This is a genomic window from Methyloceanibacter superfactus (assembly GCF_001723305.1).
Lineage (GTDB): Bacteria > Pseudomonadota > Alphaproteobacteria > Rhizobiales > Methyloligellaceae > Methyloceanibacter > Methyloceanibacter superfactus.
This window is the reverse complement of record NZ_LPWF01000013.1, coordinates 55,205-76,517: the sequence shown is the minus strand read 5'-3', so window position 1 is coordinate 76,517 and position 21,313 is coordinate 55,205. Positions and strand designations below refer to the sequence as shown.

Here is a 21,313-nt window from a genome sequence, read left to right as displayed (position 1 = left end):
AGCCGACTCAGCTAACTCAAGTGGGACGTGAGTGACGAGCGTATCGGCGAAACCTCTGCCCTCGGCCGTCCGTGATCCCAAGCAATACAGTCAACCTGCCGGTTTGCGCTCTCGGCGCCGGCGTCGCCCATGCCGCGGCCCTGGCGCTCGTCCTGCCGCTGATGATCACGCTCCCGGCGCCCGGCGAAAGCAGCACCAAGCTCGTTGCCATCCCCGTCAAGATCGTCGCCACTGCACCGGCATCCGTGACCGCCACGCCGTCGCCGGCCGACCTCATCGGCGCGCTGATGGACAATGTGGGCGAGGGCGACGCCGATCCTGCCGAGACTGTCTCCGGCATCGCGGACGGCACGCCCGCCAAGTCTAACGATGATTGGTCTAACGAAGATGGGGCTGACGGCAATGCGGCAGAGGACGTCGCCGCCTTGTCGGAGGACGTCACAGGCGCCTTGCCCGACGGATCGCTCACCGAGACCGCGCCGGCGGCCGAAGTGCCTGAGGCTGATAACGGCATGGAATCGGCTACCCAAGAGGAGCCGCCCCAAGAGCAACTGCCCCAAGAGGAACCGGTGCCGGCCGAGGTCGCCAATGTGGATACCGTGATGCCGCCGTTGCCCATACGGGTCCGCCGCGACGATACCGGCGAGGCCATCATCCAGAGCCGGCCGGCGCCATCGCCGCCGGTTGAAGCGGCCAAGCCCGTCGTCCGCCGGGCGCCGCCGCCGAAGCGGGGCCTGTTCGGTCTCGCCAAGCCGCCCCGCGCGCCGGTCGCCAAGGCCGGGGATGCGGCACCCTATAAGGGCTCGTGGGAATCTCTTCTCGGCAAGCCCGCCCTTTAGGGGCGCCCGCTGGATAGTCTTCGGAAAAGGGAAACGCCGCGTCAGGCGGCGCTCGATCGCCGTCCCCGGATGGGGGTGACCTTGCCGTCGGCGGTTTCCTTCGGCTGGGCGTTGGTTTGCGCCGCCTCAGGATAGCCGTAGAGGAAACCCTGGACCTGACGGCAGCCGAACTTGCGCAGCATCTCGGCCTGTTCCGGGGTTTCCACCCCTTCGGCCGTGATGGTCACGTCGAGCGATTTGCCGAGCGCGATGATGGTCTTGACGATCGCCCGCATTGCCGGGTCCCGGGTCATGTTGCGGATGAACTGGCGGTCGATCTTAATCTTCGAGAACGGGAAGCGTGCGAGATAGCTCAGGCTCGAATAGCCGGTGCCGAAATCGTCCATGGCGATGGCGACGCCGAGATCGCGCAGGCGGTTCAGCTTCGTCAGCACTTCCTCGGTGTCGTTGATCAGAAGGCTCTCGGTGATCTCAAGCTCGAGACGGTTGGCCGGCAAACCCGTTTCCTTGAGGACTTCCGCCACCGTTTCGGCGATGTCGCTGTCGCGGAACTGCGCCGGTGACAGGTTGACCGCGACGCTCAATGTCTCGGGCCACGTTGCCGCGTCCATGCAGGCGCGCCGCAGGACCCACTCGCCGATGGGAACGATGAGACCCGTCTCCTCGGCCACCGAGATGAAGTGTCCCGGGGCGATCTTGCCGTGTACCGGATGGTGCCAGCGGATGAGCGCTTCCGATCCCGATTGGCTCTCCGAGGTCAGATCGTATTGCGGCTGATAGACGACCTCGAACTCCTCACGTCCGAGCGCCAGGCGAAGCTCGTGCTCGACCGTGCGCCGGCGCTGCAGCGCCTTGTCCATGCTTTCTTCGAAGAAGCACATGCGTTGGCCGCCATCGCCCTTGGCGCGGGATAGCGCGATGGTGGCGTGGCGCAGAACCGTCGCGGCGGTATCGCCGTCGGCCGGCGCCAGAGCGATGCCGACGCTGGTGGTGATGAGAATTTCCTTGCCGTTGACATGGAACGGAAGCCGCAAGGCCGCAACCAGCCGGTTCATGAACGCCATGACGTCGCCCAGATTGGTGATGTCCACGAGCGCGATGGCGAATTCGTCTGCACCGAGCCGGGCGATGATGTCCCGGTCCCGCAGCGTGCCCCTGATGCGCGTGCCGATCTCGCGCAGCACCTGGTCGCCGCCGCCATGCTCGCTGGCGTCGTTGACCTCCTTGAACTTGTCGATGTCGAGACAGATGACGGCGATATGGGTGTTGTCCCGCTCCATGCGGGTCATGGCCTCACCCAGAGACTCCGCGAAGGCCCGGCGGTTGGCGAGGCCTGTCAGGGCGTCATGACTTTCGAGATAGCGCACCTGCTCTTGGGCGGCGCGCCGCTCTTGGCCGCGCATCCAGGCGAAAGCGATAGGCGTGGCGACGCCGACGCACAGCAGCAGCAGGGTGATCACGGCAATGAGGCTGAAATAGCCGGAGAAGACCTTTGCCTGGTCGCTTTGATCGAGATAGGCGATGAGCGTCCCGCGGACGTGCTGGTTGAGATCGATAGGAATCCTCAGCACCGCGAAATGCTCCGCCGCGCCCTCGTCGACTCCCGTGTAAAGGCCGATGACGGCGCCGTCCTGCGCGGGACTGCTAGTCACGTCTACGAGTTGGTCGTCGAGGGGAAGGCTGGCGTGGCCGCTGGTGAAGCTGAGCCGGCCCTTCGCGTCGTAGAGCTCGTAGCGGAGCACTCGATGGGCGTATCCCGATTGCTGGAAGATCTGGTTGAGCTGCGGCGCGAAGCCGGGGCGTGTCAGCGCGTCGATGACGATGTTGGGTTCTTCCAACAATTGCGCTTGGATGCGCTCCTCGGCCATCAGCGCCTCGCGCTCAAGCTCCAATCGGCTCACACGGTCGGGCACGACAAATGCCATGGCGGCGATCAGCGCTGCCAGCGCTGCCAGCCCAGCCCAATGCCAATATTTGGTGATCGTCTCGAGTCCCGACATGTGTACCGCAGCTTCTTCAGTGAACGGGCGTAGCTCACTGATCCCGGAGCCGAATCTATCCGGGTGTAAGTTAAAAACGCCGTAAGCTGAGTGATTAACAAAACCATGCGGGGGCCGAGCGCGGGCTCCCCTTGAGCGATGGCCTCACCGCGTCGTGAGGCGCGCTAACGCTCTCTTAACCTTGGTCCCCGCTATCCGCCGGTCGTCGACATATGGCGAGAGAGCGACGGGGCGGCGGTTCGATCGATAATGAAGTCGTGGCCCTTGGGCTTGCGCCCGATGGCTTCGTCGATCGCCGCGTGCAGCACAGCGTCGGATTTGCTGGCGCGCATGGGCTGTTTGAGATCGGCGGCATCTTCCTGGCCCAGGCACATAAACAGCGTGCCGGTGCAGGTGACCCGCACCCGGTTGCAGGATTCGCAGAAATTGTGGGTCATCGGCGTGATGAAGCCGAGCCGGCCGCCGGTCTCGGCGACCTGGGTGTATCGCGCCGGGCCACCCGACTGAAAGGGAATATCGGCAAGCGTGAAGTGTTGCTCGAGGCGTGCGCGCACCAGCGACAGCGGCAGATATTGATCGGTTCGGTCCGCGTCGATCTCGCCCATGGGCATGGTCTCGATCAGGGTGAGATCGAATCCGCGGCCATGGCTCCAGCGCAGCAGCTCGGCGATCTCGTCCTCGTTGCAGCCCCTGAGCGCCACGGCGTTGATCTTGATCTTCAATCCGGCGCGGTCCGCGGCATCGATGCCGCGCAGAACCTTGTCGAAGTCGCCCCACCGGGTCAGGACGCGGAACTTGGCGGCATCGAGCGTGTCGAGCGATACGTTGATACGTTTCACGCCGCACGCGGCCAATGCCTCGGCGTGGTGCTCGAGCTGGCTGCCGTTGGTAGTGAGCGTGAGCTCATCGAGCCCGTTGCCGAGATGCCGCGACAGCGCCTCGATCAGCCACATGATGTTCCGCCGCACGAGCGGCTCTCCGCCGGTGAGCCGCAGCTTGCGGACACCTCTTGCCACGAACGCGCTCGCTAGCCGGTCGATCTCCTCCAGCGTTAGGAGGTCCTTGCGCGGGAGGAAGGTCATGGCCTCGGACATGCAATAGGTGCAGCGGAAGTCGCAGCGGTCAGTCACCGAGACGCGCAAATAGGTGACGGCACGGCCGAAGCGGTCGACCAACGGGGTCAGGGTCTCACTCATCTAAGCGTCTTCATCCTCCGCCACGGCGGGCTCGCCTTTGCGGCTGTAGGTCTTGGCGCTCTTGACGACGCGCTTGTGGTAGCGCGCATCGGCAAGCGCGGCGGCGGGCACGTTCTTGGGCTTCACCGTGCGTTTGGCCGCCGTCTTGCCGGCCCGCGACTTTGCCTTGGCCCGGCCTGTCCTTTGCGTGGTGACAGCCATCTTCTTTCGTCTCTAACGGTCGTTCGCCTATATATATACCCTCCTGTCTGCATATCACGGGACAGCAAGGTGGAGGAGGCCAAGATGGATGAGCAGCGCTTCAACATGTCGATGCGGAAATTCCTGAAAGAGGTCGGCGTGACCTCGCAGCAGGCCATCGAACGTGTGGTCCGCGAGGAAGGACTGGGCGGGAAGGGCAAGCTTCGCGTGAAAATGGTGTTGACCGCCGAAGACACGCCGCTCGACCATGTGGTCGAGGGCGATATCGACCTGGGCTGACCCCGTGGCGGCATCCTGGCCCACCGAGCTCAAGCTCGACGCGGAGAAGCGCAATCTCGCCGTGAGCTTCGACGATGGACGGAGCTTCACCTTACCGGCCGAGCTTTTGCGCGTGATGAGCCCCAGCGCCGAGGTGCAGGGCCATAGCCCCGAGCAGCGCATCACCGTACCCGGCAAGAAGAATGTGCGGATTCTCCGTCTCGAGCCGGTCGGCAACTACGCGGTGCGGATCGGCTTCGACGATGGCCACGACACCGGCCTCTACGTTTGGGACTATCTGCGCGATCTCGGCGAGCACCAGGACGCGCATTTCCAGAGCTATCTTGCCGAGCTCGCCAGCAAGGGGCTGACGCGCTAGCGGATCGATTGTTCCTTGGCGAGCAGTGCGCGCTTGCGGTCTACACCCCAGCGATAGCCTGAGAGCGATCCGTCGCCGCGCACCACGCGGTGGCAGGGAATGGCGACTGCCAGCCTGTTGGCCGCGCATGCGCCGGCGACGGCGCGGGCGGATGTCGGCGCGCCGATGGCCTTGGCGATGTCCGTATAGCTCGCCGTCGTGCCGGCAGGAATGCGCCGCAGTGCGTCCCAGACGCGATGCTGAAACGCGGTGCCCCTGATATCGAGCGGCACGTCGAGGCCGACGCTCGGCGTCTCGACATGATCGATCATCTTGGCGGCAAGCGCCGCGAAGTCCTCGTCGCCAGCGCCGATCGCCGCGCGGGGGAATTGCCGGCGCAGATCGGCGAGCAGCGTCTCTACGTCATCGCCGAGCAGAATCGCACACACGCCCTTGTCGCTCGCCGCGACAAGGATGGAGCCCAGGGAGCAGGAACTCACCACATAGCTGATTCCGGCCGCCGCCTGTGGCATCGCGTTTATCCTTGCCAGAGCGTTGGACCGAACCCTAGTCCGTTGCCCTGCGCTCCCGCACCCCGATCTATGCTTTCCAACTCGATGATAAACCGATTGCAGGTCTGGGATTCATAGGTATGGCATTGCCGGGAGCGAGGCCCCACATCCACCCTGGGACTCGGCGCTGCGTGCCATGACATCAACGGCCCTTGGTCATGAAGACGTCGCAGACCGGGAGGGAGCCTGTCGCAAAATCGTGATAATCCAGGAACAAAGATAGCTGGGATCATGAGCGCGGCGATTCGTAGCAGACTGTAGGAGAAGGCGTGACCAACCAGGCGGAGCAGGACGCACGAGGCTGCCTCCGGGCCTCTTTTGGCGCGCCGGTCAGGCCGCCAGGCGGGGCATGCGCGAGCTCGCCGCCAGACTCTGGGCCTCGCTATGGCAGGTCGTGATCGTCGCCGTGATCATGGCCGCCTGGTGGCGCTCGGCGACCTTTCGGTGCCGCTGGCGCTGACGGCCTTTATCAGCTTCGTCGCCTCCGTGGCGCTGCTTCCCCGCCAAGACGTGGACCAGGTCCTCGGGCCGGATCTGCCGCGCTCGTTATCATCGGCCCGCTCCACCTCGGCCATGCATGTCATGGCGGAGGCGCTGCCAGATCCGGTCATCCTGCTCGATCGCTCGGGCCAGGTGCTGTCCTGCAACGCTCCGGCGCGCGGGCTCTTCGCCCCCTTGCGGGAGGGCAGCCATATCTCATCGGTGATCCGCACCCCGGAATTTCTCGACGCGGTCAGCGCCGCCCCCAAGCGCGGGCGCGCCGTCACCGTCACCTATGCGGAGCGCGTGCCCGTCGGCCGCCGCATGGCCGTGACGGTTGCTCCTTTGACCGGGGGAAACGAGCGGAGCGGCAATATTCTCGTTCTGCTTCGCGACCTCACAGAGATCGAGCGGATCAACCAGATGCGCGCCGACTTCATCGCCTTTGCCAGCCACGAGCTGCGCACGCCGCTCGCGTCCTTGCGCGGCTTCATTGAGACGCTGCAAGGCACGGCCAAGCAGGATCCGGGGGCCCGCGAGCGCTTTCTGCCCATCATGGCCGAGCAGGCCTCGCGCATGACCCGCCTCATCGATGCGCTGCTGTCGCTCAGCCGCGTGGAGATGAACGCCCACGTGCCGCCCAGCGACCTCGTCGACCTGAACGATGTCTTAGGCCATGCGGGCGACACCCTCGAGCCGCTCGCCGTCGATTCGGGCATGCATCTCGAAGTGGAGCGCTTCCCGCGCCCGGCCATTGTTCGCGGCGACCGGGACGAATTGCTGCAAGTCCTGCAGAACCTGGTGCAGAACGCGCTGAAATACGGGAATCCCGGCGGCCACGTCCGGATCGAGGCCAAGCACATTCCCTCGCTCGGCCGCCAAACCACCGGCCGCTATGCCATTGCCGTTGTGGATGACGGCCCCGGTATCCCGCCGGAGCATCTGCCGCGCCTGACCGAGCGCTTCTACCGCGTGGATGTGGCCTCCAGCCGCGAGAAGGGCGGCACCGGGCTGGGCTTGGCCATCGTCAAGCACATCCTGAACCGCCATCGCGGCGAGCTTGCCATCGCCTCCAAGCCCGGCAAGGGCTCGACCTTCACGGTCATGCTTAACGAAGTCCGCGCAAGTTAAAGCAGCGGCTTTAGTTATCCCCAGCCAAAAATCACAAATTCAAAATAATTCAGCGACTTAGACTGTCATAAAGTCGAATCATCGCTGTCATAAAACCAATATCCCTGGGGACTAGCGTGCCCGCGAGCTGGCGGCGTTGCTCGCGCTGGCGGAGGCTCACATCCAAAAAGGGAGAGTGAAGTGAATAGGATTGGTATCGCAGTGTCGACGCTTGCCGTCGCCGCTTTATGCACGGGCGGCCCGGCGCTGGCTCGTGATCAGATCAAGATCGTCGGCTCGTCGACGGTCTTCCCCTACACCCAGGCCGTGGCCGAAGAGTTCGGCAAGAAGACGGGCAAAAAGGCCCCGGTCGTCGAGTCCACTGGTACCGGTGGCGGTATGAAGATTTTCTGCCAGGGCATCGGCGAGGACAAGCCGGACATCACCGGGGCATCACGCGCCATGAAGAAGTCCGAGTTCGAACTCTGCACCACGAACGGTGTGACGGACGTCACCGAGCTGCTGATCGGCTATGACGGCCTCTCGATTGCCCAGTCCAAGCAGGGCAAGCCCATGGATCTTAGCAAAAAGCAGATCTTCCTCGCGCTCGCTTCTGAGGTTCCGGACGAGAGCGGCGAGAAGCTGGTGAAGAATCCCAACAAGAAGTGGAGCGACGTCGACAAGTCGCTTCCGGATATCGAGATCACGGTCTACGGCCCGCCGCCCACCTCCGGCACGCGCGACGCCTTCGTCGAGCTGGCCATGCACGAGGGCTGCGAGGAGCTTGAGTACTTCAAGAAGAACAAGGACCAGGTCAAAGAGAAGTGCACGCCGATGCGTCAGGACGGCCCCTTCATCGAGGCTGGCGAGAACGACAATCTCATCGTGCAGCGCATCGAGGCCGATCCCAAGGCGCTTGGCATCTTCGGCTACTCGTTCTTGTACGAGAACCAGGACAAGCTTCGGGGCGTGAAGGTTGGCGGCACCACGCCGAGCTTCGAGACGATCGCCGATGGCAGCTACGGCCTTTCCCGTCCGCTGTTCATCTACATCAAGAACCCTCACCGCAAGGTCATCCCCGGCATGGATGAGTTCATCGCCGAGTATACCAGCGACGAATCCATGGGTGAGGGCGGCTATCTTCATGAGCGCGGTCTGGTCGTGCTTCCCGAAGATAAGCTGAAGGAAATGCAAGAACGCGCCAAGGACGGCGAGAAGATGGCTGCGCCGACGTCGTAAGACGGCAGGCAATCTTCGGGGCTTGAGTTGATCGAAGGCGTGGCCGCACGACGTAACGACGCGGCCACGCCGGCGATCATGAGGCAACAAACGATTTAACGGCGTGCTCCGCTCCGTGGCGGGCAACCGGGGACTGGCAGGCCAAGATGCTCGGTTACGTTCTGCTCCTGATCACCGTGCTGGCCGTGGCCAGCTATTTCTTCGGCCGTAAGCGCGCCGCGGCTGTGGTCGGTGGCCGCCAGCAGGAGCTTCATTCACGTCCAAGCTATCATGGTGCCTATGTCGCCGCCTGGGTTGGACTGCCGTCCGCGTTCCTTGTCCTGATCTGGCTTCTGCTGCAAGGCCCCGTCATCGACAATCTTCTGCTGTGGAGCTTGCCTCCCGGCACCGTGGACGGCCTAACCTCGGGCCAAATCAGCCTGCTCTTGAGCGAGATTAAGTCCGTCGCCGCCGGCAACGTTTTCAGCGAGCCGAGCCTGGCCGTTCAGGACGCCGCCGCGCGCTACCACAGCTGGCAGATCATCGCCCGCTGGGCCATGGCTGCCGTCGCCTTGAGCATCGCACTCCTCGGTCTTTTCTTCGCCAGCCGCCGCATCAGCCCGGAGTTCCGGGCACGGCACGGCGCGGAGCATATTCTGAGCGGCCTGATGATCGCCTGCTCGCTGATCGCCATTCTCACCACGCTCGGCATCGTGCTGTCGCTTCTCATCGAGGCCCTACGCTTCTTCGACCGCATTCCGGCGCTTGAGTTCTTCTTTGGCTTGAACTGGGAGCCGCAGATCCCCATTCGGGAAGGCCAAGTCACTGGCGGCGGCGCCTTCGGCGCCATCCCGGTCTTCACCGGTACGCTTCTCATTGCGCTGATCGCCATGGCCGTGGCCACGCCCATAGGTCTCTACTCGGCCATCTACCTCACCGAATATGCCCATCCTAAAGTGCGCGCCGTGATTAAGCCGGTGTTGGAGCTGCTCGCGGGCATTCCGACGGTCGTTTACGGCTTCTTCGCCGTCCTCACCGTGGCCCCGGCCATGCGCCAATTCGGCGATATGATCGGCGTGCCGATCGCGCCGAACAGTGCGCTTGCTGCCGGCGGCGTCATGGGCATCATGATCATTCCCTTTATTTCGTCCTTGTCCGACGACGCCATCGCCGCTGTTCCGCGCGCCATGCGTGATGGGTCCTACGCCATGGGGGCCACCAAGGGCGAGACCATTACCAAAGTGCTGCTGCCGGCGGCGCTCCCAGGCATCATGGGCGGCATACTGCTCGCGGTCAGCCGCGCCATCGGCGAGACCATGATCGTGGTCATGGCGGCCGGCATTATCGCCTCGCTGACGGCAAATCCGCTCGAGCCCGTGACCACCGTGACCGTGCAGATCGTGACGCTTCTCATTGGCGACACTGAGTTCGATAACCCGAAGACGCTCGCCGCCTTCGCGCTCGGCCTCGTGCTGTTCCTCGTCACCTTGGCGCTCAACGTCCTAGCCCTTCACATCGTGCGCAAATATCGAGAGCAATATGAGTAATGCACAGGCCATAGGCCCTACCGCACCGAATTTGGACTGGAGCTCGGACCAGGCCCAGCGGCGTGTCCGCAGGCGCTATGCCGCCGACCGGCGGCTGCAAGCCTACGGCATCATCGCCATCGCGCTGGCCGTCGGACTGCTTGGCGTGCTCATTGCGTCTCTAATCTCCACGGGCTTTCCGGCCTTCATCCAGACCAAAGTTGAACTGCCGATCTATATCGATCCGGCGCAGGTCGATCCCCAGGATCCGGGTTCCGGCAAATATCGGGCGTTGGTCCGCGAGGCTGTCGATAAGGTCGTCCCCGGCATTCCGGAGGAACAGAAGCGGAGTATCGGCAAGATCCTGACGTCAGACGCGGCCTATATCGTGCGCGACTATGTCGTCGACCATCCCGACGTAATCGGCAAGACCATCACGCTGCCGATCGCCGTTTCCGATCCCTTCGACCAGCTCCATAAGGGTGTGATCCCGAAAGAGATGGACGCGCTCAACTGGACCCAGGTCGGTTGGTTCGAGCGCCTCGATAACCGGGGGCTTGTGGTCGAGCATGACGGGCGCATGAGCCTCAAGCTGGACGTCTACGTCAATCCGGAGATCGTTGAGGCCGGGCCGCCGCCCAGCGGCAACTTCGCCGTCCTCGCACAAAGCAGCCTCAAGGCCTATCTGCCCCGAATCAACGATACGTCGCTAGTCGACATGCTCGCCGCGGAGGCGCCCGAAGTGATTGGCGCGCGTATCGCGGCCGAACCGGACATCATCGGCAAGACGGTCCAAATGTACTTCCCGCTTTCGCCCCATTATGCCGTCCTGGCCAAGGGCGAGACGCCGAAGGTTCTCAACCCACGCTTTTCCCAAGATCAGCTAGCGGCACTTGACATCCTGGACGGGAAGGGGCTCGTGCGCACGCCGTTCAACTGGGAACTGTTCTTCAATGCCGACAGCCGCTTCCCCGAGCGGGCGGGATTGGCCGGCGCCATCACCGGTTCGTTCTACGCTCTGCTGGTCTGTTTCCTGCTGAGCTTCCCCATCGGCATTGCCGCGGCGGTCTATCTGGAGGAGTTCGCCCCGAAGAACCGGTTCACCGATCTCATTGAGGTGAATATCAACAACCTCGCCGCCGTTCCTTCGGTGGTGTTCGGCCTCTTGGGCCTCGCGGTGTTTCTCGGCTTCTTCGGCTTGCCGCGCTCCGCGCCGCTGGTCGGCGGCATGGTGCTCAGCCTCATGACCCTGCCGACGATCATCATTACCACGCGTGCCGCGCTCAAGGCCGTGCCACCTTCGATCCGCGAGGCAGCCCTTGGCGTCGGCGCGTCGAAGCACCAGGTTATGATACATCACGTGCTGCCGCTCGCGCTGCCGGGAATTCTCACCGGTACCATCATCGGCATGGCGCAGGCGCTTGGCGAGACGGCGCCCCTGCTTTTGATCGGCATGAACGCCTTTATTCCTAGCATTGAGAACATGGGGCTCCTGGAGCCGGCAACGTCGCTGCCGACCCAGATCTTTAGCTGGGCCGACAGCCCCGAGCGTGGCTTCGTCTCCCGCACGTCCGCAGCGATTTTGGTGCTGCTCGGCTTCCTCGTGATCATGAACATCGTCGCCATCACGTTGCGCCAGATGTTCCAGAGAAAGTGGTAGAAAGGGGTTGATGTGATGGAGGCTAAGGTGGAGGCGCAACCAGCTGTCCGCGTACAGGCACCCGCCGTGCCGGAGCCGAGAGAAGGCCAATCGGTCGCTCGGCTCGAGCTCAAGATGGCGGCGCGCGACGTCAACCTCTGGTACGGCGAGAAGCAAGCGCTGTTCGGCGTCAGCCTCGACATGTTCGATAGTTCGGTCACGGCGCTGATCGGTCCGTCCGGTTGCGGCAAGTCGACCTTCTTGCGCTGCCTCGATCGCATGAATGACGTGATCGATGGCTGCCGTGTCGAGGGCGACATTCGATTGGACGGCGAGGATATTTACGCGCCCCGGGTCGATCCGGTGCAGCTCCGTGCCCGGGTCGGGATGGTCTTCCAAAAGCCGAACCCGTTCCCCAAATCGATCTTCGAGAACGTGGCCTATGGGCCTCGGATTCACGGGCTCTGTAAAACGAAGGCCGAATACGCCGACGTCGTGGAGAAGAGCCTGACCCGGGCAGGCCTATGGGATGAGGTGAAGGATCGGCTGGACGAGTCCGGCACTGGCCTGTCGGGCGGTCAGCAGCAACGGCTTTGCATCGCCCGCGCCATCTCCGTGAACCCCGAAGTGCTGCTCATGGACGAGCCCTGCTCGGCGCTTGATCCCATCGCCACCGCCAAGATCGAGACGCTGATGGACGAGCTGAAGAAGAACCTCTGCATCGTCATCGTCACCCACTCGATGCAGCAAGCCGCGCGCGTCTCGCAGCGTACCGCCTTCTTCCATCTCGGCAAGCTCGTCGAGGTCGACGAGACATCCAAGATTTTCACCAATCCCACCGACCAGCGGACGCAGGATTACGTCACCGGCCGCTTCGGTTGATGCCGGCTCACTAGGAGTTCCCTTAATGGAACAGCAGCACGAACACATCGTCAGGTCCTACGAGGAGGAGCTAGCCCTTCTCAACAATAAGATCGCCAAGATGGGCGGCCTTGCCGAGCAGGTTCTCGGCCAGTCCTTCGAGGCTCTCGAGCGGCGCGATCCCGATCTCGCCGCGTCGACCATCAATGAGGACGAGGAGATCGACGAGCTCCAGCGGGAGATCGAGGAGCAGGCCGTGGTGATGATCGCCCGGCGGCAGCCCATGGCCTACGATCTGCGTCAGATCATGGCGGCGCTACGCATCTCCACCGATCTCGAGCGCATTGGCGACCTCGGCAAGAACATCGCCAAGCGCGCCGTTGCCGTCGTCAGTGAGCAGCAGCCCAAGCAGCTCATGCTTGGCCTCAAGCATATGGGCGAGCTTGCCCTTGGTCAGCTGAAAGAGGTGCTCGACGCCTTCATCGAGCGCGACGCCGACCGGGCGCTGGCCGTCTGGTACAAGGATGAAGAGATCGACGCGATGTACAACTCGCTGTTCCGCGAGCTCCTGACTTATATGATGGAGGATCCGCGCAATATCGGGCTCTGCACCCATCTGTTGTTCGGCGCCAAGAATATCGAGCGCGTCGGCGACCATGCCACCAACATTGCCGAGACGGTCTATTATCTGGTGCATGGCCGGGCGATCACCGATCAGCGTCCCAAGGGCGATACCACCGCCTCGACGCCGGTCTCCATGAAGCGGACTGCGGTCTAATACATGTTGCAGACGAACGCGATGAGCGCTGGAGCCAAGGTTCTGGTTGTCGAGGATGAAGAGCCTCTCGCCCTTCTTCTGCGCTACAACCTCGAGGCCGAGGGCTATTCCGTCGACGTCGTCCACCGGGGCGACGAGGCGGAGGTAGCCATAGCCGAGAGTTCGCCCGACCTGATCGTGCTCGATTGGATGCTGCCCGGCCTTTCGGGGCTCGAGCTTTGCCGGCGCTTGCGCACGGGCAAGGACTCGCGGACTATCCCGATCATCTTGCTGACGGCGCGCAGCGAGGAGAACGACCGGATCCGGGGTCTGACCACTGGCGCCGACGACTATGTGGTCAAGCCGTTCTCGCTCCCTGAGCTCATGGCTCGGGTCCGGGCCATCCTCCGCCGCACCAATCCAGAGCGCATCGCCTCGGTGCTGACCGTCGGCGATATCGAGCTCGACCGGGACTCCCACCGCGTGACCCGCAACGGCCGCCAGGTGCATCTCGGCCCGACCGAGTTCCGGCTGCTGGAATTCCTCATGCAGAGCCCCGGCCGCGTGTTCAGCCGGGCCCAATTGCTCGACGGCGTGTGGGGCCGCAACGTCTATGTGGATGAGCGGACCGTGGACGTGCATATCGGCCGTCTGCGCAAGGCCATGATGCGGGGCAATGAGCGCGATCCGGTCCGCACGGTGCGCGGCGCGGGCTATGCCTTCTCCGACAAGCTCGAAGAAACCGCCTGATTTCCCGATCCCAGACATGAAAAAGGCGCCGGGATGAGCCGGCGCCTCTTTTGTTTCTCGCTGTGCTCGCCGCTAGCCGGAGGCGAAGCGCTTCTCGCGCCGGCGCGCCTGCACCGGCTGATAGGCCATGCGTGCATGGTGCTCGCAATAGGGCACCGGGCCCTCCTTCTTGCGGCCGCAGAAGTGGAAATCCTCCTCGGTCGGGTCGCCGATGGGCCAACGGCACATCGACTCCTTCAGCGTGAGAATGGTCGCCCGCTCATGCAGCGGGATGACCAGTTCCGTGACCGGCGCCGGAGCCGGCTCGTACTCGGCTTCGTATGACGGCTTGAGCGCCACGTTGCCGCGTGTCCCGAAGGTCAGCGACGGCGCCCGGTTCTGCCGCGGCGCGTGCGCACGCCTCGGTCTCGGCGCGCTCGACCGCGAGCTCGTGGCCCGCCCCGAAAGTCCAAGCCGATGGACCTTGCCGATCACCGCATTACGGGTCACGCCGCCTAAGCGACCCGCGATTTGGCTTGCGCTCAATCCCTCAGCCCAGAGTTTCTTCAGCAGTTCGACTCTTTCATCAGTCCAACCCATGGTTTGGCCTCCTCGTTTGGACTCAGAATCCCCCCGTCCCGTGAAGAGACGGCATTTTCGAATACTCGGAATTTACTGCTGAGAATGACCGCTCGGGCGCCAACAGCACCCACGACATCTGGTAGCCGAGCAGTTATTACCCTACTAAGCCCGGTAGACTCCGACAAGCGTCCGCCACGCTTGAAGGCCTCGTTTTCCACCGGAACAAGCCGATTCTGCCACTTCTCATGCGAGAACACAAACGCGCGCGTGATGGAAGCGTGGAGAAACCTTGGATAAGCGGTTGCTGGGGCAGATTGACAGGCTCCTATACGGGACCTAACACTCTGACTTTCCTTGCTGCCGCCCCTCGGCGGCAATTTTGTTTCAGGGATACGCAACTTTCATGTCGGCCCTCCTTCCGACCTATGCCCGCAGCGGATTGTCCTTCGCGCGGGGCGAAGGCGCCTTTCTCTTTACGGAGACGGGGGAGCGCTATCTCGACTTCTCGAGCGGCATCGCCGTCACGGCGCTCGGCCACGCGCATCCGCGCCTCGTGGAGGCCCTGACCGAGCAGGCAAAGAAGGTCTGGCACGTCTCCAACCTGCACCACATCGCCGATCAGGAGCGGCTGGGGCAGCGGTTGTGCGACGCCACCTTCGCCGACCGCGTCTTCTTCGCCAATTCGGGCGCGGAAGCCGTCGAGGCGGCGATCAAGGCGGCGCGGCGCTATCACTTCGTCAACGGCGCGCCCGAGCGCTACCGGCTGATCACCTTCCAGGGCGCCTTTCACGGCCGCACGCTCGCCACCATCGCCGCTGGCGGGCAGGGCAAGCATCTCGAAGGCTTCGGCCCGCCGGTCGACGGCTTCGACCAGGTCGCGGGCTCGGACATCGAGGCGGTCGAGGCGGCCATCGGCGATGAGACCGCCGGCGTGCTGCTCGAGCCGATCATGGGCGAGGGCGGCATGCGCGAGGTGCCCTGGCGCTTCCTCCAGGACTTGCGCGCGCTCTGTGACGAGAAGGGCATTCTGCTCCTGCTCGACGAGGTGCAGACCGGCGTCGGCCGCACCGGACGCTTCTATGCCCATGAATGGGCCGGCATCACGCCCGACATCATGTCGTCGGCCAAGGGGCTCGGCGGCGGCTTTCCCGTGGGTGCTTGCCTCACCACCGAGGCGGTGGGCGCCGCCATGACGCCGGGGACTCACGGCTCCACCTTCGGCGGCAATCCGCTGGCCATGGCCGTCGGCAACGCCGTGCTCGATGTCGTTCTGGAGCCCGGCTTTCTCGAAGATGTCGCGCAAATGGGCCTAAGGTTGAAGCAGCGGCTCGCCGGGCTCGCCGACGAGCATGACGACATCCTCGAAGAGGTGCGAGGCCAAGGCTTGATGGTCGGTCTGAAGTGCAAGACGGAGAATTCGAAGCTGATCGCCGCGTTGCGCGAGCGGGGCATGCTCACCGTCCAGGCCGGCGACAACGTCGTGCGCCTCCTGCCGCCGTTGATCGTCGGCGAGGCGGAGATCGATCTTGCTTGCGCCACCATCGATGCCGCCTGCGGCGCCTTGAAGAGCCGCGCGCGCGAGCAGGCCTAGCGCCCTACGAGACCTTTCGACCGAGACTCCTGTCCGAGATTTTCACCTATGGCACCGTCACCCAAGCATTTCCTCGATCTCGACGCATTGGACGCCACGACCTTGCGCGCCATCGTCGACACCGCGGCCCGCATCAAGAAGTCCGGCAAGCTGCCGAAAGCCCTCGGGGTGCCCGCCAGCGCGGTACTGGCCATGATTTTCGAGAAGCCGTCCACCCGCACGCGCGTCTCCTTCGAGGTCGCCATGCATCAGCTCGGCGGCACCTCCATCGTGCTCAATCCGCAGGCATGCAGCTCGGCCGCGGCGAGACCGTCGCCGACACGGCGAAAGTTCTGTCGCGCTATGTCGACGCCATCATGCTGCGCACCGGGCCGCATGAGACGCTCACCGAATTCGCCGACAATGCGTCGATCCCGGTGATCAACGGCCTTACCGTGCGCTCCCATCCCTGCCAGGTGATGGCCGACGTGCTGACCTTCGAGGAGCGCAAAGGCCCGATCAAAGGCCGCACCATCGCCTGGATCGGCGACGCTAATAACGTGGCGACGTCTTGGGTCCATGCCGCGGCGCGCTTCGGCTTCACCTTGCGCATCGCCACGCCGGACGAGTTCGCCCCTGCGCCAGAGCTTCTCGCCTGGGCCTGGACCGAGGGCGCCGATGTCGAAGTCAGCGAGAGTGCGCTGGACGCCGCGCGCGGCGCCGATTGCGTGGTCACCGATGTCTGGGTGTCCATGGGCGATAACGACGAGGAGAAGCGCAAATCCCTGCTGCGTCCGTTCCAGGTCGATGCGGCCTTGATGGGCGCGGCCAAGTCGGACGCGATCTTCATGCACTGCCTGCCGGCCCATCGCGGCGACGAGGTGAGCGCGGCGGTCATCGACGGCCCGCAATCGGTCGTATGGGACGAGGCGGAGAACCGGCTTCACGTGCAGAAGGCCATTCTCGCTTGGTGCCTCGGGTCCGGGACGCTCGGCGGAGCGAAGGCGAAGCGGGCCAAAGTCGTGAACCTGGCCGACGCCAAGCGCGCGGTGAAGCGCCGCAAGGCGGCCTCGAAACTGGCGAAGCCCCGGGTGGCCAAGGTCAAGGCGCGCGGAGCCAAGAGGTGAGCGAGTCGTCTGCCGAGGCCGAACTCGTCATCCCAGCGGACGATCTGGTCCTACCCTTTCAGGCGGAGCAGGCCGACGTTCTCGGCCGCCTGGTCAAAATCGGCCCCACGGTCGACAGCATCCTTTCGCGTCACGCTTACCCCGAGCCCGTATCGCGGCTCTTGGGCGAAGCGGTGGCGCTGACGGCGCTCCTTGGCGCCGCGCTCAAATTCGAAGGCAAGTTCATCCTCCAGGCCTCCACCGACGGCCCCGTGGATCTGCTGGTCGCCGACTATCAGGTACCCGGAGCCTTACGGGGCTACGCCCGCTTCTCCGCCGAGCGCCTGGCGGCGTTCGAGGCCGGCGACGAGTTCTCGCTGCTGGGCGACGGCCATCTCGCCATGACCATCGATCGCGGCCAGGACACCGAGCGCTATCAGGGCGTCGTGCCGCTTGAAGGCGAAAGCCTCACCGAGGCCGCCCATACCTATTTCCGCCAGTCGGAGCAGCTTCCGACCTTCATCCGCCTGGCCGTGGCGCGGCACTACCGCGCCGGGACCGGCGGCGAGGGCGCATGGACCTGGCGCGCCGGCGGGCTCCTGGTGCAGAAGCTCACCCGCGAGGGCGGCAAGACGAGCCCCAAGGACTTTGAAGAGGATTGGACCCGGGCCAAGACGCTGGCTGAGACGGTGGAGGACCACGAGCTGCTCGACCCGCTGCTGCCGCCGGAGCGTTTGCTCTATCGCCTCTTCCACGAGGAGCAGGTGCGGGTCTACCGCGCGGTCCCGCTCGAGACCTATTGCAGCTGCTCGCGCGAGCGGGTCGAGGAGCTGCTCTCCCGCTTCACGCCGGAGGAGCTCGCCGACATGGTCGTCGACGGCGAGATGTGGGTGACCTGCGAGTTCTGCAACGCCCGTTACCAGTTCGACCCGGCGGCATTCGGCATCGAGTAGCGCTCAGCTTCTGAGCCGGTCCGCGAGATCTTCGAGAAATTTCAGGCACGCCTCGATCTGGGCGATCGACACATATTCGTCCGCCGCATGGGCTTGGGCGATGTCGCCGGGCCCGCACACCACCGCCGGACATCCGGCCTGCTCAAAGAGCCCCGCTTCCGTCGCATAGGACACCGCGCTGGTCCGGTTGGCGCCGGTCAGTGCCAGCGCCAAGGCCACGGCGTCGGACTTTGGTGCGGCGGTAAAGGCCGGCACCGATGTTTGCCCCTCCGTCTCGATCGCGGCATCCTTGGCCACGTCGCGCATTTTCGGCAGCAGGGTCTCGGCGAAAGCGGCGAGGTCGCGCGGCGCGTCGAGGGCTGTGTTCGGCAGGCTGCGGACCTGCCAGCGGAAGGCGCAATGCTGCGGCACGATATTCGCCGCCGTGCCGCCCTCAATCACGCCGACGCTCATGGTGGAGTAGGGTGGCTCGAAGCGCTGATCGTTCTCCGTCGCGGCGGAAGTCTCCGCCATGCGGTCGATCTCGCCGATCAGCTTGGCCGCCACCGAGATGGCGTTGACGCCAAGCGACGGCAGGCTCGAATGAGCTTCCTTGCCGGTGATCTTGGTGCGGTAGACGTCGATCCGCTTATGGGCGTCGATCACCGTCATGGACGTGGGCTCGCCGATGATCACGGCGCGGGGCCGGGGCAAGTCGGCGCCAAGCTGCGCGATCAGCGGCCGCACCCCGGCGCAGCCACTTCCTCGTCATAGGAGACGATGATGTGGATCGGCTCTTTCACGCCCGCGACTTGAACAGCGGCACGGAGGCCAGCACGCAAGCGATGAAGCCCTTCATGTCGCAGGTGCCGCGGCCGTAGAGCTTGCCGTCCCGCTTGGTCAGCGAGAACGGATCGCTCGTCCAGTTCTGACCTGCGACGGGCACGCAGTCGCTATGGCCTGACAGGCCGATGCCGCCCGCGCCCTCGCCGATCGTGGCGTAGAGATTCGCCTTCTCGCCGTCCTCCGACGTCACCAGCGTCGAGGCGATGCCGTGGCCGTCGAGATAGTCCTGGACGAAGCCGATCAGCGCGAGATTGGACTTGGCGCTCGTGGTGTCGAAGCCCACGAGCGTGGCGAGCATGTCCTCGGCGTCTTGGTCTCCGGCATCTATCCCCTCGCTGCCGCCAAGGCCTGGTCGAGATCGGCCTCCAGGTCGCCAGCGTCCTCCAGTCCGATCGACAGGCGAATGGTGGTGTCGAAGATGCCGAGCTCGCTGCGCGCCTCCTCCGACAGCCGCTGATGCGTGGTCGTGGCCGGGTGCGTGGCAAGGCTTTTCGCGTCGCCGAGATTGTTGCTGATCTTGAAGATCGACAATGCGTTCAAGAAGCGGAAGGCCGCTTTCTTCCCGCCCTTGATTTCGAAGGCGACGATCGGACCGCCACCGGTCATCTGACGCTTGGCGAGGTCGTGTTGCGGGTGATCGGTACGGCCGGGATAAAACACCCGCTCGACCTCGGACCGCTCGGCCAGGAACTCGGCGATCCGGGCCGCCGTCTCGTTATGGCGCGCCACGCGCAAGGGCAGCGTCTCGAGCCCCTTGAGCATCACCCAGGCATTGAACGGGCTGAGCGACGGGCCGGTATGCTTGAGGAAAGTATGCAGACTCTCGTCGATGAATTCGGCGGGGCCGAGCACGACGCCGCCGAGGCAGCGGCCTTGGCCGTCGATATGCTTGGTTGCCGAATAGACGACGATATCGGCGCCGAGCGCCATGGGGCGCTGGCCGAGCGGCGTGGCGAACACGTTGTCGACGACCGTGAGCGCACCGCAGCCTTTGGCGATCTTGGCCACGCCTTCGATGTCCACCAGCTCCAGCACAGGATTGGTCGGTGACTCGAAGAAGAAGGCGCGGGTGTTGGGCGTGACCGCCGCTTCCCACGCCGCCAGATCGCGTCCGTCCACCAGCGTCGAGGTGACGCCGTAGCGCGGCAGCAGATCCTCCACGATGTAGCGGCAGCTGCCGAACAGCGCGCGCCCCGAGACCACGTGGTCGCCGGCCTTGAGGTGACACAGCAGCGACGCCGCCACCGCCGCCATGCCGCTCGCGGTGCCGCGCGCGGCCTCCGCGCCTTCGAGCGCGCACATGCGCGTCTCGAACATGGAAACGGTCGGGTTGGCGTAGCGGCTATAGACATAGCCGTCCTCGTCGCCCTTGAACCGGGCTTCCGCCTGCTCGGCGCTCTCATACACATAGCCCGAGTTGAGGAAGATGGCCTCCGAGGTCTCGCCGAATTGGCTGCGGAGCGTCCCCTCATGCACGAGCCGCGTGGCGGGCTGCCAGGCTGTGCTGCGGTCGGTCTTGTTCTTAGCGGCCATGCTCAGAACTCCTGCTTTCTGTTGTGGCCGGCCATAAAAAAACCCGGACCTTGGCTGCCGCCAAATGACCGGGATCGGCTGAAACGCCTCGCACGGCCTTTTAGCGACTTATTTTACGTGGCTGCAAGCCGGCCGGCCAAATCACCACGAGTGAGGCGATTAATGTCGCGGGCAGGCGCTGCCGTCAAGCCCACCAAAGAGTTAGACGTCTTGGGGCAGGGCGATGCCGAGCCGTTTGGCGATCCTTCGCGCCGTGACTTCTCGCCGCGCCATGATCTCGGCGGCGGCGCCCCTAACCTCGGCAACGGCTTCCGGCGGCGCTGTTTCGGGGCTGCCGGCGTTGAAGGGCGGCTCCGGCGCATATTGCATGTAGAGCTGAATGGTCTCGGCCGCTGCGTCCCCGCGCAGCAGGGCCGCCACCCGCAACGCGCCGTCGATGCCCGCCGTGACGCCCGCGGCGCAGACCAGAGTCCCGTCCACCACCACCCGTTCGTCGACCGGCATGGCCCCGAAATAGGGCAGGAGATGCAGCGCCGCCCAATAGGTCGTGGCTCGCCGCCCCTCGAGCAGCCCCGCCGCGCCGCAGATGAGCGCGCCGGTGCAGACCGAGAACACGATCCGCGCGCCCCCAGCCTGGTGCCGGACCCAGCCGAGCACCGCCTCGTCGTCCATGAGGGCTTCCTGGCCGGGACCGCCGGGCACGTGCAGCACGTCGAGCCGCGGCGCCTCGTCCAATGTGGCGTCCGGGGCGAGGCGCAGGCCCTTCACGTCCCGCGCCGGCGCGAGCGAGCTGCCGTAGATGCGGTAGGTGGCATTGGGAATGCGGGAGAGCACCTCGAATGGCCCGGTGAGGTCGATCTGGTCCAGCCCCTCGAATAGGAGCGAGCCGATTTGCAGGGGCTCATCGTGTGGGATCATGGGGTTTTCCGGAACGCCTGGACCCGCCATCAGGCCGGGCCCCTTGTGAATCTGGGGGAGAAGACCGAGCTTAGGGTGACCG

General features: G+C 64.6%; 20 protein-coding genes, 2 pseudogenes and 1 riboswitch. Of the genes and pseudogenes, 13 read left to right on the top strand and 9 right to left on the bottom strand.

Annotation, left to right across the window (positions count from 1 at the left end; all coding sequences use genetic code 11):
• The first annotated feature begins 71 nt into the window (after nt 1–71).
• Nucleotides 72–839 carry a hypothetical protein gene (locus tag AUC69_RS04175; RefSeq protein WP_069441035.1) on the top strand — a complete coding sequence of 256 codons (768 nt, stop codon included), beginning with the start codon at nt 72–74 and terminating at the stop codon, nt 837–839.
• A 41-nt stretch (nt 840–880) separates the two neighbouring features.
• On the opposite strand, the gene AUC69_RS04170 is transcribed toward AUC69_RS04175, so the two are convergent.
• The 3 genes from AUC69_RS04170 to AUC69_RS04160 all read right to left on the bottom strand — a co-directional run bounded on the left by AUC69_RS04170 (nt 881) and on the right by AUC69_RS04160 (nt 4,236).
• The gene (locus AUC69_RS04170) at nt 881–2,839 is read right to left on the bottom strand and encodes a putative bifunctional diguanylate cyclase/phosphodiesterase (RefSeq protein ID WP_069441034.1); all 1,959 of its coding nucleotides are present in this window, start codon (nt 2,837–2,839) and stop codon (nt 881–883) included.
• A gap of 191 nt (nt 2,840–3,030) precedes the next feature.
• Nucleotides 3,031–4,035, bottom strand: a complete 1,005-nt coding sequence (moaA, locus tag AUC69_RS04165) for a GTP 3',8-cyclase MoaA (RefSeq protein ID WP_069441033.1) — start codon at nt 4,033–4,035, stop codon at nt 3,031–3,033.
• Nucleotides 4,036–4,236 carry a hypothetical protein gene (locus tag AUC69_RS04160; RefSeq protein WP_069441032.1) on the bottom strand — a complete coding sequence of 67 codons (201 nt, stop codon included), beginning with the start codon at nt 4,234–4,236 and terminating at the stop codon, nt 4,036–4,038.
• 84 nt (nt 4,237–4,320) lie between these two features.
• On the opposite strand from AUC69_RS04160, the gene AUC69_RS04155 reads away from it, so the two are divergent.
• Together AUC69_RS04155 and AUC69_RS04150 are read left to right on the top strand one after the other, a co-directional pair.
• Nucleotides 4,321–4,515, top strand: coding sequence for a DUF6494 family protein (locus AUC69_RS04155; protein ID WP_069441075.1), 195 nt, complete (start codon nt 4,321–4,323; stop codon nt 4,513–4,515).
• 4 nt (nt 4,516–4,519) lie between these two features.
• Entirely contained in the window at nt 4,520–4,873 is a 354-nt protein-coding gene (locus tag AUC69_RS04150) for a gamma-butyrobetaine hydroxylase family protein (protein WP_069441031.1), read from the top strand.
• Here AUC69_RS04150 and AUC69_RS04145 read toward each other — a convergent pair.
• Nucleotides 4,870–5,370, bottom strand: a pseudogene (locus AUC69_RS04145) (methylated-DNA--[protein]-cysteine S-methyltransferase); the annotation flags it as partial. The gene AUC69_RS04150 and the pseudogene AUC69_RS04145 overlap by 4 nt on opposite strands.
• A gap of 477 nt (nt 5,371–5,847) precedes the next feature.
• Between AUC69_RS04145 and AUC69_RS04140 the strand changes: the two are divergent.
• The 7 genes from AUC69_RS04140 to phoB all read left to right on the top strand — a co-directional run bounded on the left by AUC69_RS04140 (nt 5,848) and on the right by phoB (nt 13,765).
• The gene (locus AUC69_RS04140) at nt 5,848–7,035 is read left to right on the top strand and encodes an ATP-binding protein (RefSeq protein WP_244500082.1); all 1,188 of its coding nucleotides are present in this window, start codon (nt 5,848–5,850) and stop codon (nt 7,033–7,035) included.
• A 180-nt stretch (nt 7,036–7,215) separates the two neighbouring features.
• Nucleotides 7,216–8,253: a PstS family phosphate ABC transporter substrate-binding protein gene (locus AUC69_RS04135; RefSeq protein WP_069441028.1), complete on the top strand. Its 1,038-nt coding sequence runs from the start codon at nt 7,216–7,218 to the stop codon at nt 8,251–8,253.
• 146 nt (nt 8,254–8,399) lie between these two features.
• Nucleotides 8,400–9,779: a phosphate ABC transporter permease subunit PstC gene (pstC, locus tag AUC69_RS04130; protein ID WP_069441027.1), complete on the top strand. Its 1,380-nt coding sequence runs from the start codon at nt 8,400–8,402 to the stop codon at nt 9,777–9,779.
• Nucleotides 9,772–11,418, top strand: a complete 1,647-nt coding sequence (pstA, locus tag AUC69_RS04125; protein WP_069441026.1) for a phosphate ABC transporter permease PstA — start codon at nt 9,772–9,774, stop codon at nt 11,416–11,418. The genes pstC and pstA overlap by 8 nt, the downstream gene beginning before the upstream one ends.
• A 66-nt stretch (nt 11,419–11,484) precedes the next feature.
• On the top strand, nt 11,485–12,279 hold the full coding sequence (pstB, locus tag AUC69_RS04120; protein WP_069441074.1) for a phosphate ABC transporter ATP-binding protein PstB: 795 nt from the start codon (nt 11,485–11,487) through the stop codon (nt 12,277–12,279).
• 25 nt (nt 12,280–12,304) lie between these two features.
• Nucleotides 12,305–13,036 (top strand): phosphate signaling complex protein PhoU, encoded by a 732-nt coding sequence (phoU, locus tag AUC69_RS04115; protein WP_069441025.1) that lies wholly within the window; start codon nt 12,305–12,307, stop codon nt 13,034–13,036.
• 3 nt (nt 13,037–13,039) lie between these two features.
• Nucleotides 13,040–13,765 carry a phosphate regulon transcriptional regulator PhoB gene (phoB, locus tag AUC69_RS04110; RefSeq protein ID WP_244500081.1) on the top strand — a complete coding sequence of 242 codons (726 nt, stop codon included), beginning with the start codon at nt 13,040–13,042 and terminating at the stop codon, nt 13,763–13,765.
• 72 nt (nt 13,766–13,837) lie between these two features.
• Here phoB and AUC69_RS04105 read toward each other — a convergent pair whose 3' ends face one another.
• Nucleotides 13,838–14,344: a GcrA family cell cycle regulator gene (locus tag AUC69_RS04105; protein WP_069441024.1), complete on the bottom strand. Its 507-nt coding sequence runs from the start codon at nt 14,342–14,344 to the stop codon at nt 13,838–13,840.
• 385 nt (nt 14,345–14,729) lie between these two features.
• Between AUC69_RS04105 and AUC69_RS04100 the strand changes: the two genes are divergently transcribed.
• From AUC69_RS04100 to AUC69_RS04085, 3 genes and pseudogenes are all read left to right on the top strand, one after another.
• Nucleotides 14,730–15,917 (top strand): aspartate aminotransferase family protein, encoded by a 1,188-nt coding sequence (locus tag AUC69_RS04100; protein ID WP_069441023.1) that lies wholly within the window; start codon nt 14,730–14,732, stop codon nt 15,915–15,917.
• A gap of 48 nt (nt 15,918–15,965) precedes the next feature.
• Nucleotides 15,966–16,879: pseudogene (gene argF / locus AUC69_RS04090) on the top strand (ornithine carbamoyltransferase); the annotation flags it as partial.
• 140 nt (nt 16,880–17,019) lie between these two features.
• A complete protein-coding gene (locus AUC69_RS04085; RefSeq protein WP_069441020.1) occupies nt 17,020–17,955 on the top strand; it encodes an Hsp33 family molecular chaperone in 936 nt (311 codons plus the stop codon).
• 3 nt (nt 17,956–17,958) lie between these two features.
• Here AUC69_RS04085 and AUC69_RS19240 read toward each other — a convergent pair whose 3' ends face one another.
• The 4 genes from AUC69_RS19240 to AUC69_RS04070 form a co-directional block, all read right to left on the bottom strand.
• Nucleotides 17,959–18,681 carry a M20/M25/M40 family metallo-hydrolase gene (locus AUC69_RS19240; RefSeq protein ID WP_342018523.1) on the bottom strand — a complete coding sequence of 241 codons (723 nt, stop codon included), beginning with the start codon at nt 18,679–18,681 and terminating at the stop codon, nt 17,959–17,961.
• Between the two features lie 52 nt (nt 18,682–18,733).
• On the bottom strand, nt 18,734–19,078 hold the full coding sequence (locus tag AUC69_RS19235; RefSeq protein WP_342018522.1) for a M20/M25/M40 family metallo-hydrolase: 345 nt from the start codon (nt 19,076–19,078) through the stop codon (nt 18,734–18,736).
• Between the two features lie 26 nt (nt 19,079–19,104).
• Nucleotides 19,105–20,313, bottom strand: a complete 1,209-nt coding sequence (locus AUC69_RS04075) for an O-succinylhomoserine sulfhydrylase (protein ID WP_069441019.1) — start codon at nt 20,311–20,313, stop codon at nt 19,105–19,107.
• 80 nt (nt 20,314–20,393) lie between these two features.
• Nucleotides 20,394–20,471, bottom strand: a riboswitch (SAM riboswitch).
• Nucleotides 20,472–20,514: 43 nt separating this feature from the next.
• A complete protein-coding gene (locus AUC69_RS04070; protein ID WP_069441072.1) occupies nt 20,515–21,231 on the bottom strand; it encodes a DJ-1/PfpI family protein in 717 nt (238 codons plus the stop codon).
• Between the last annotated feature and the right edge of the window lie 82 nt (nt 21,232–21,313).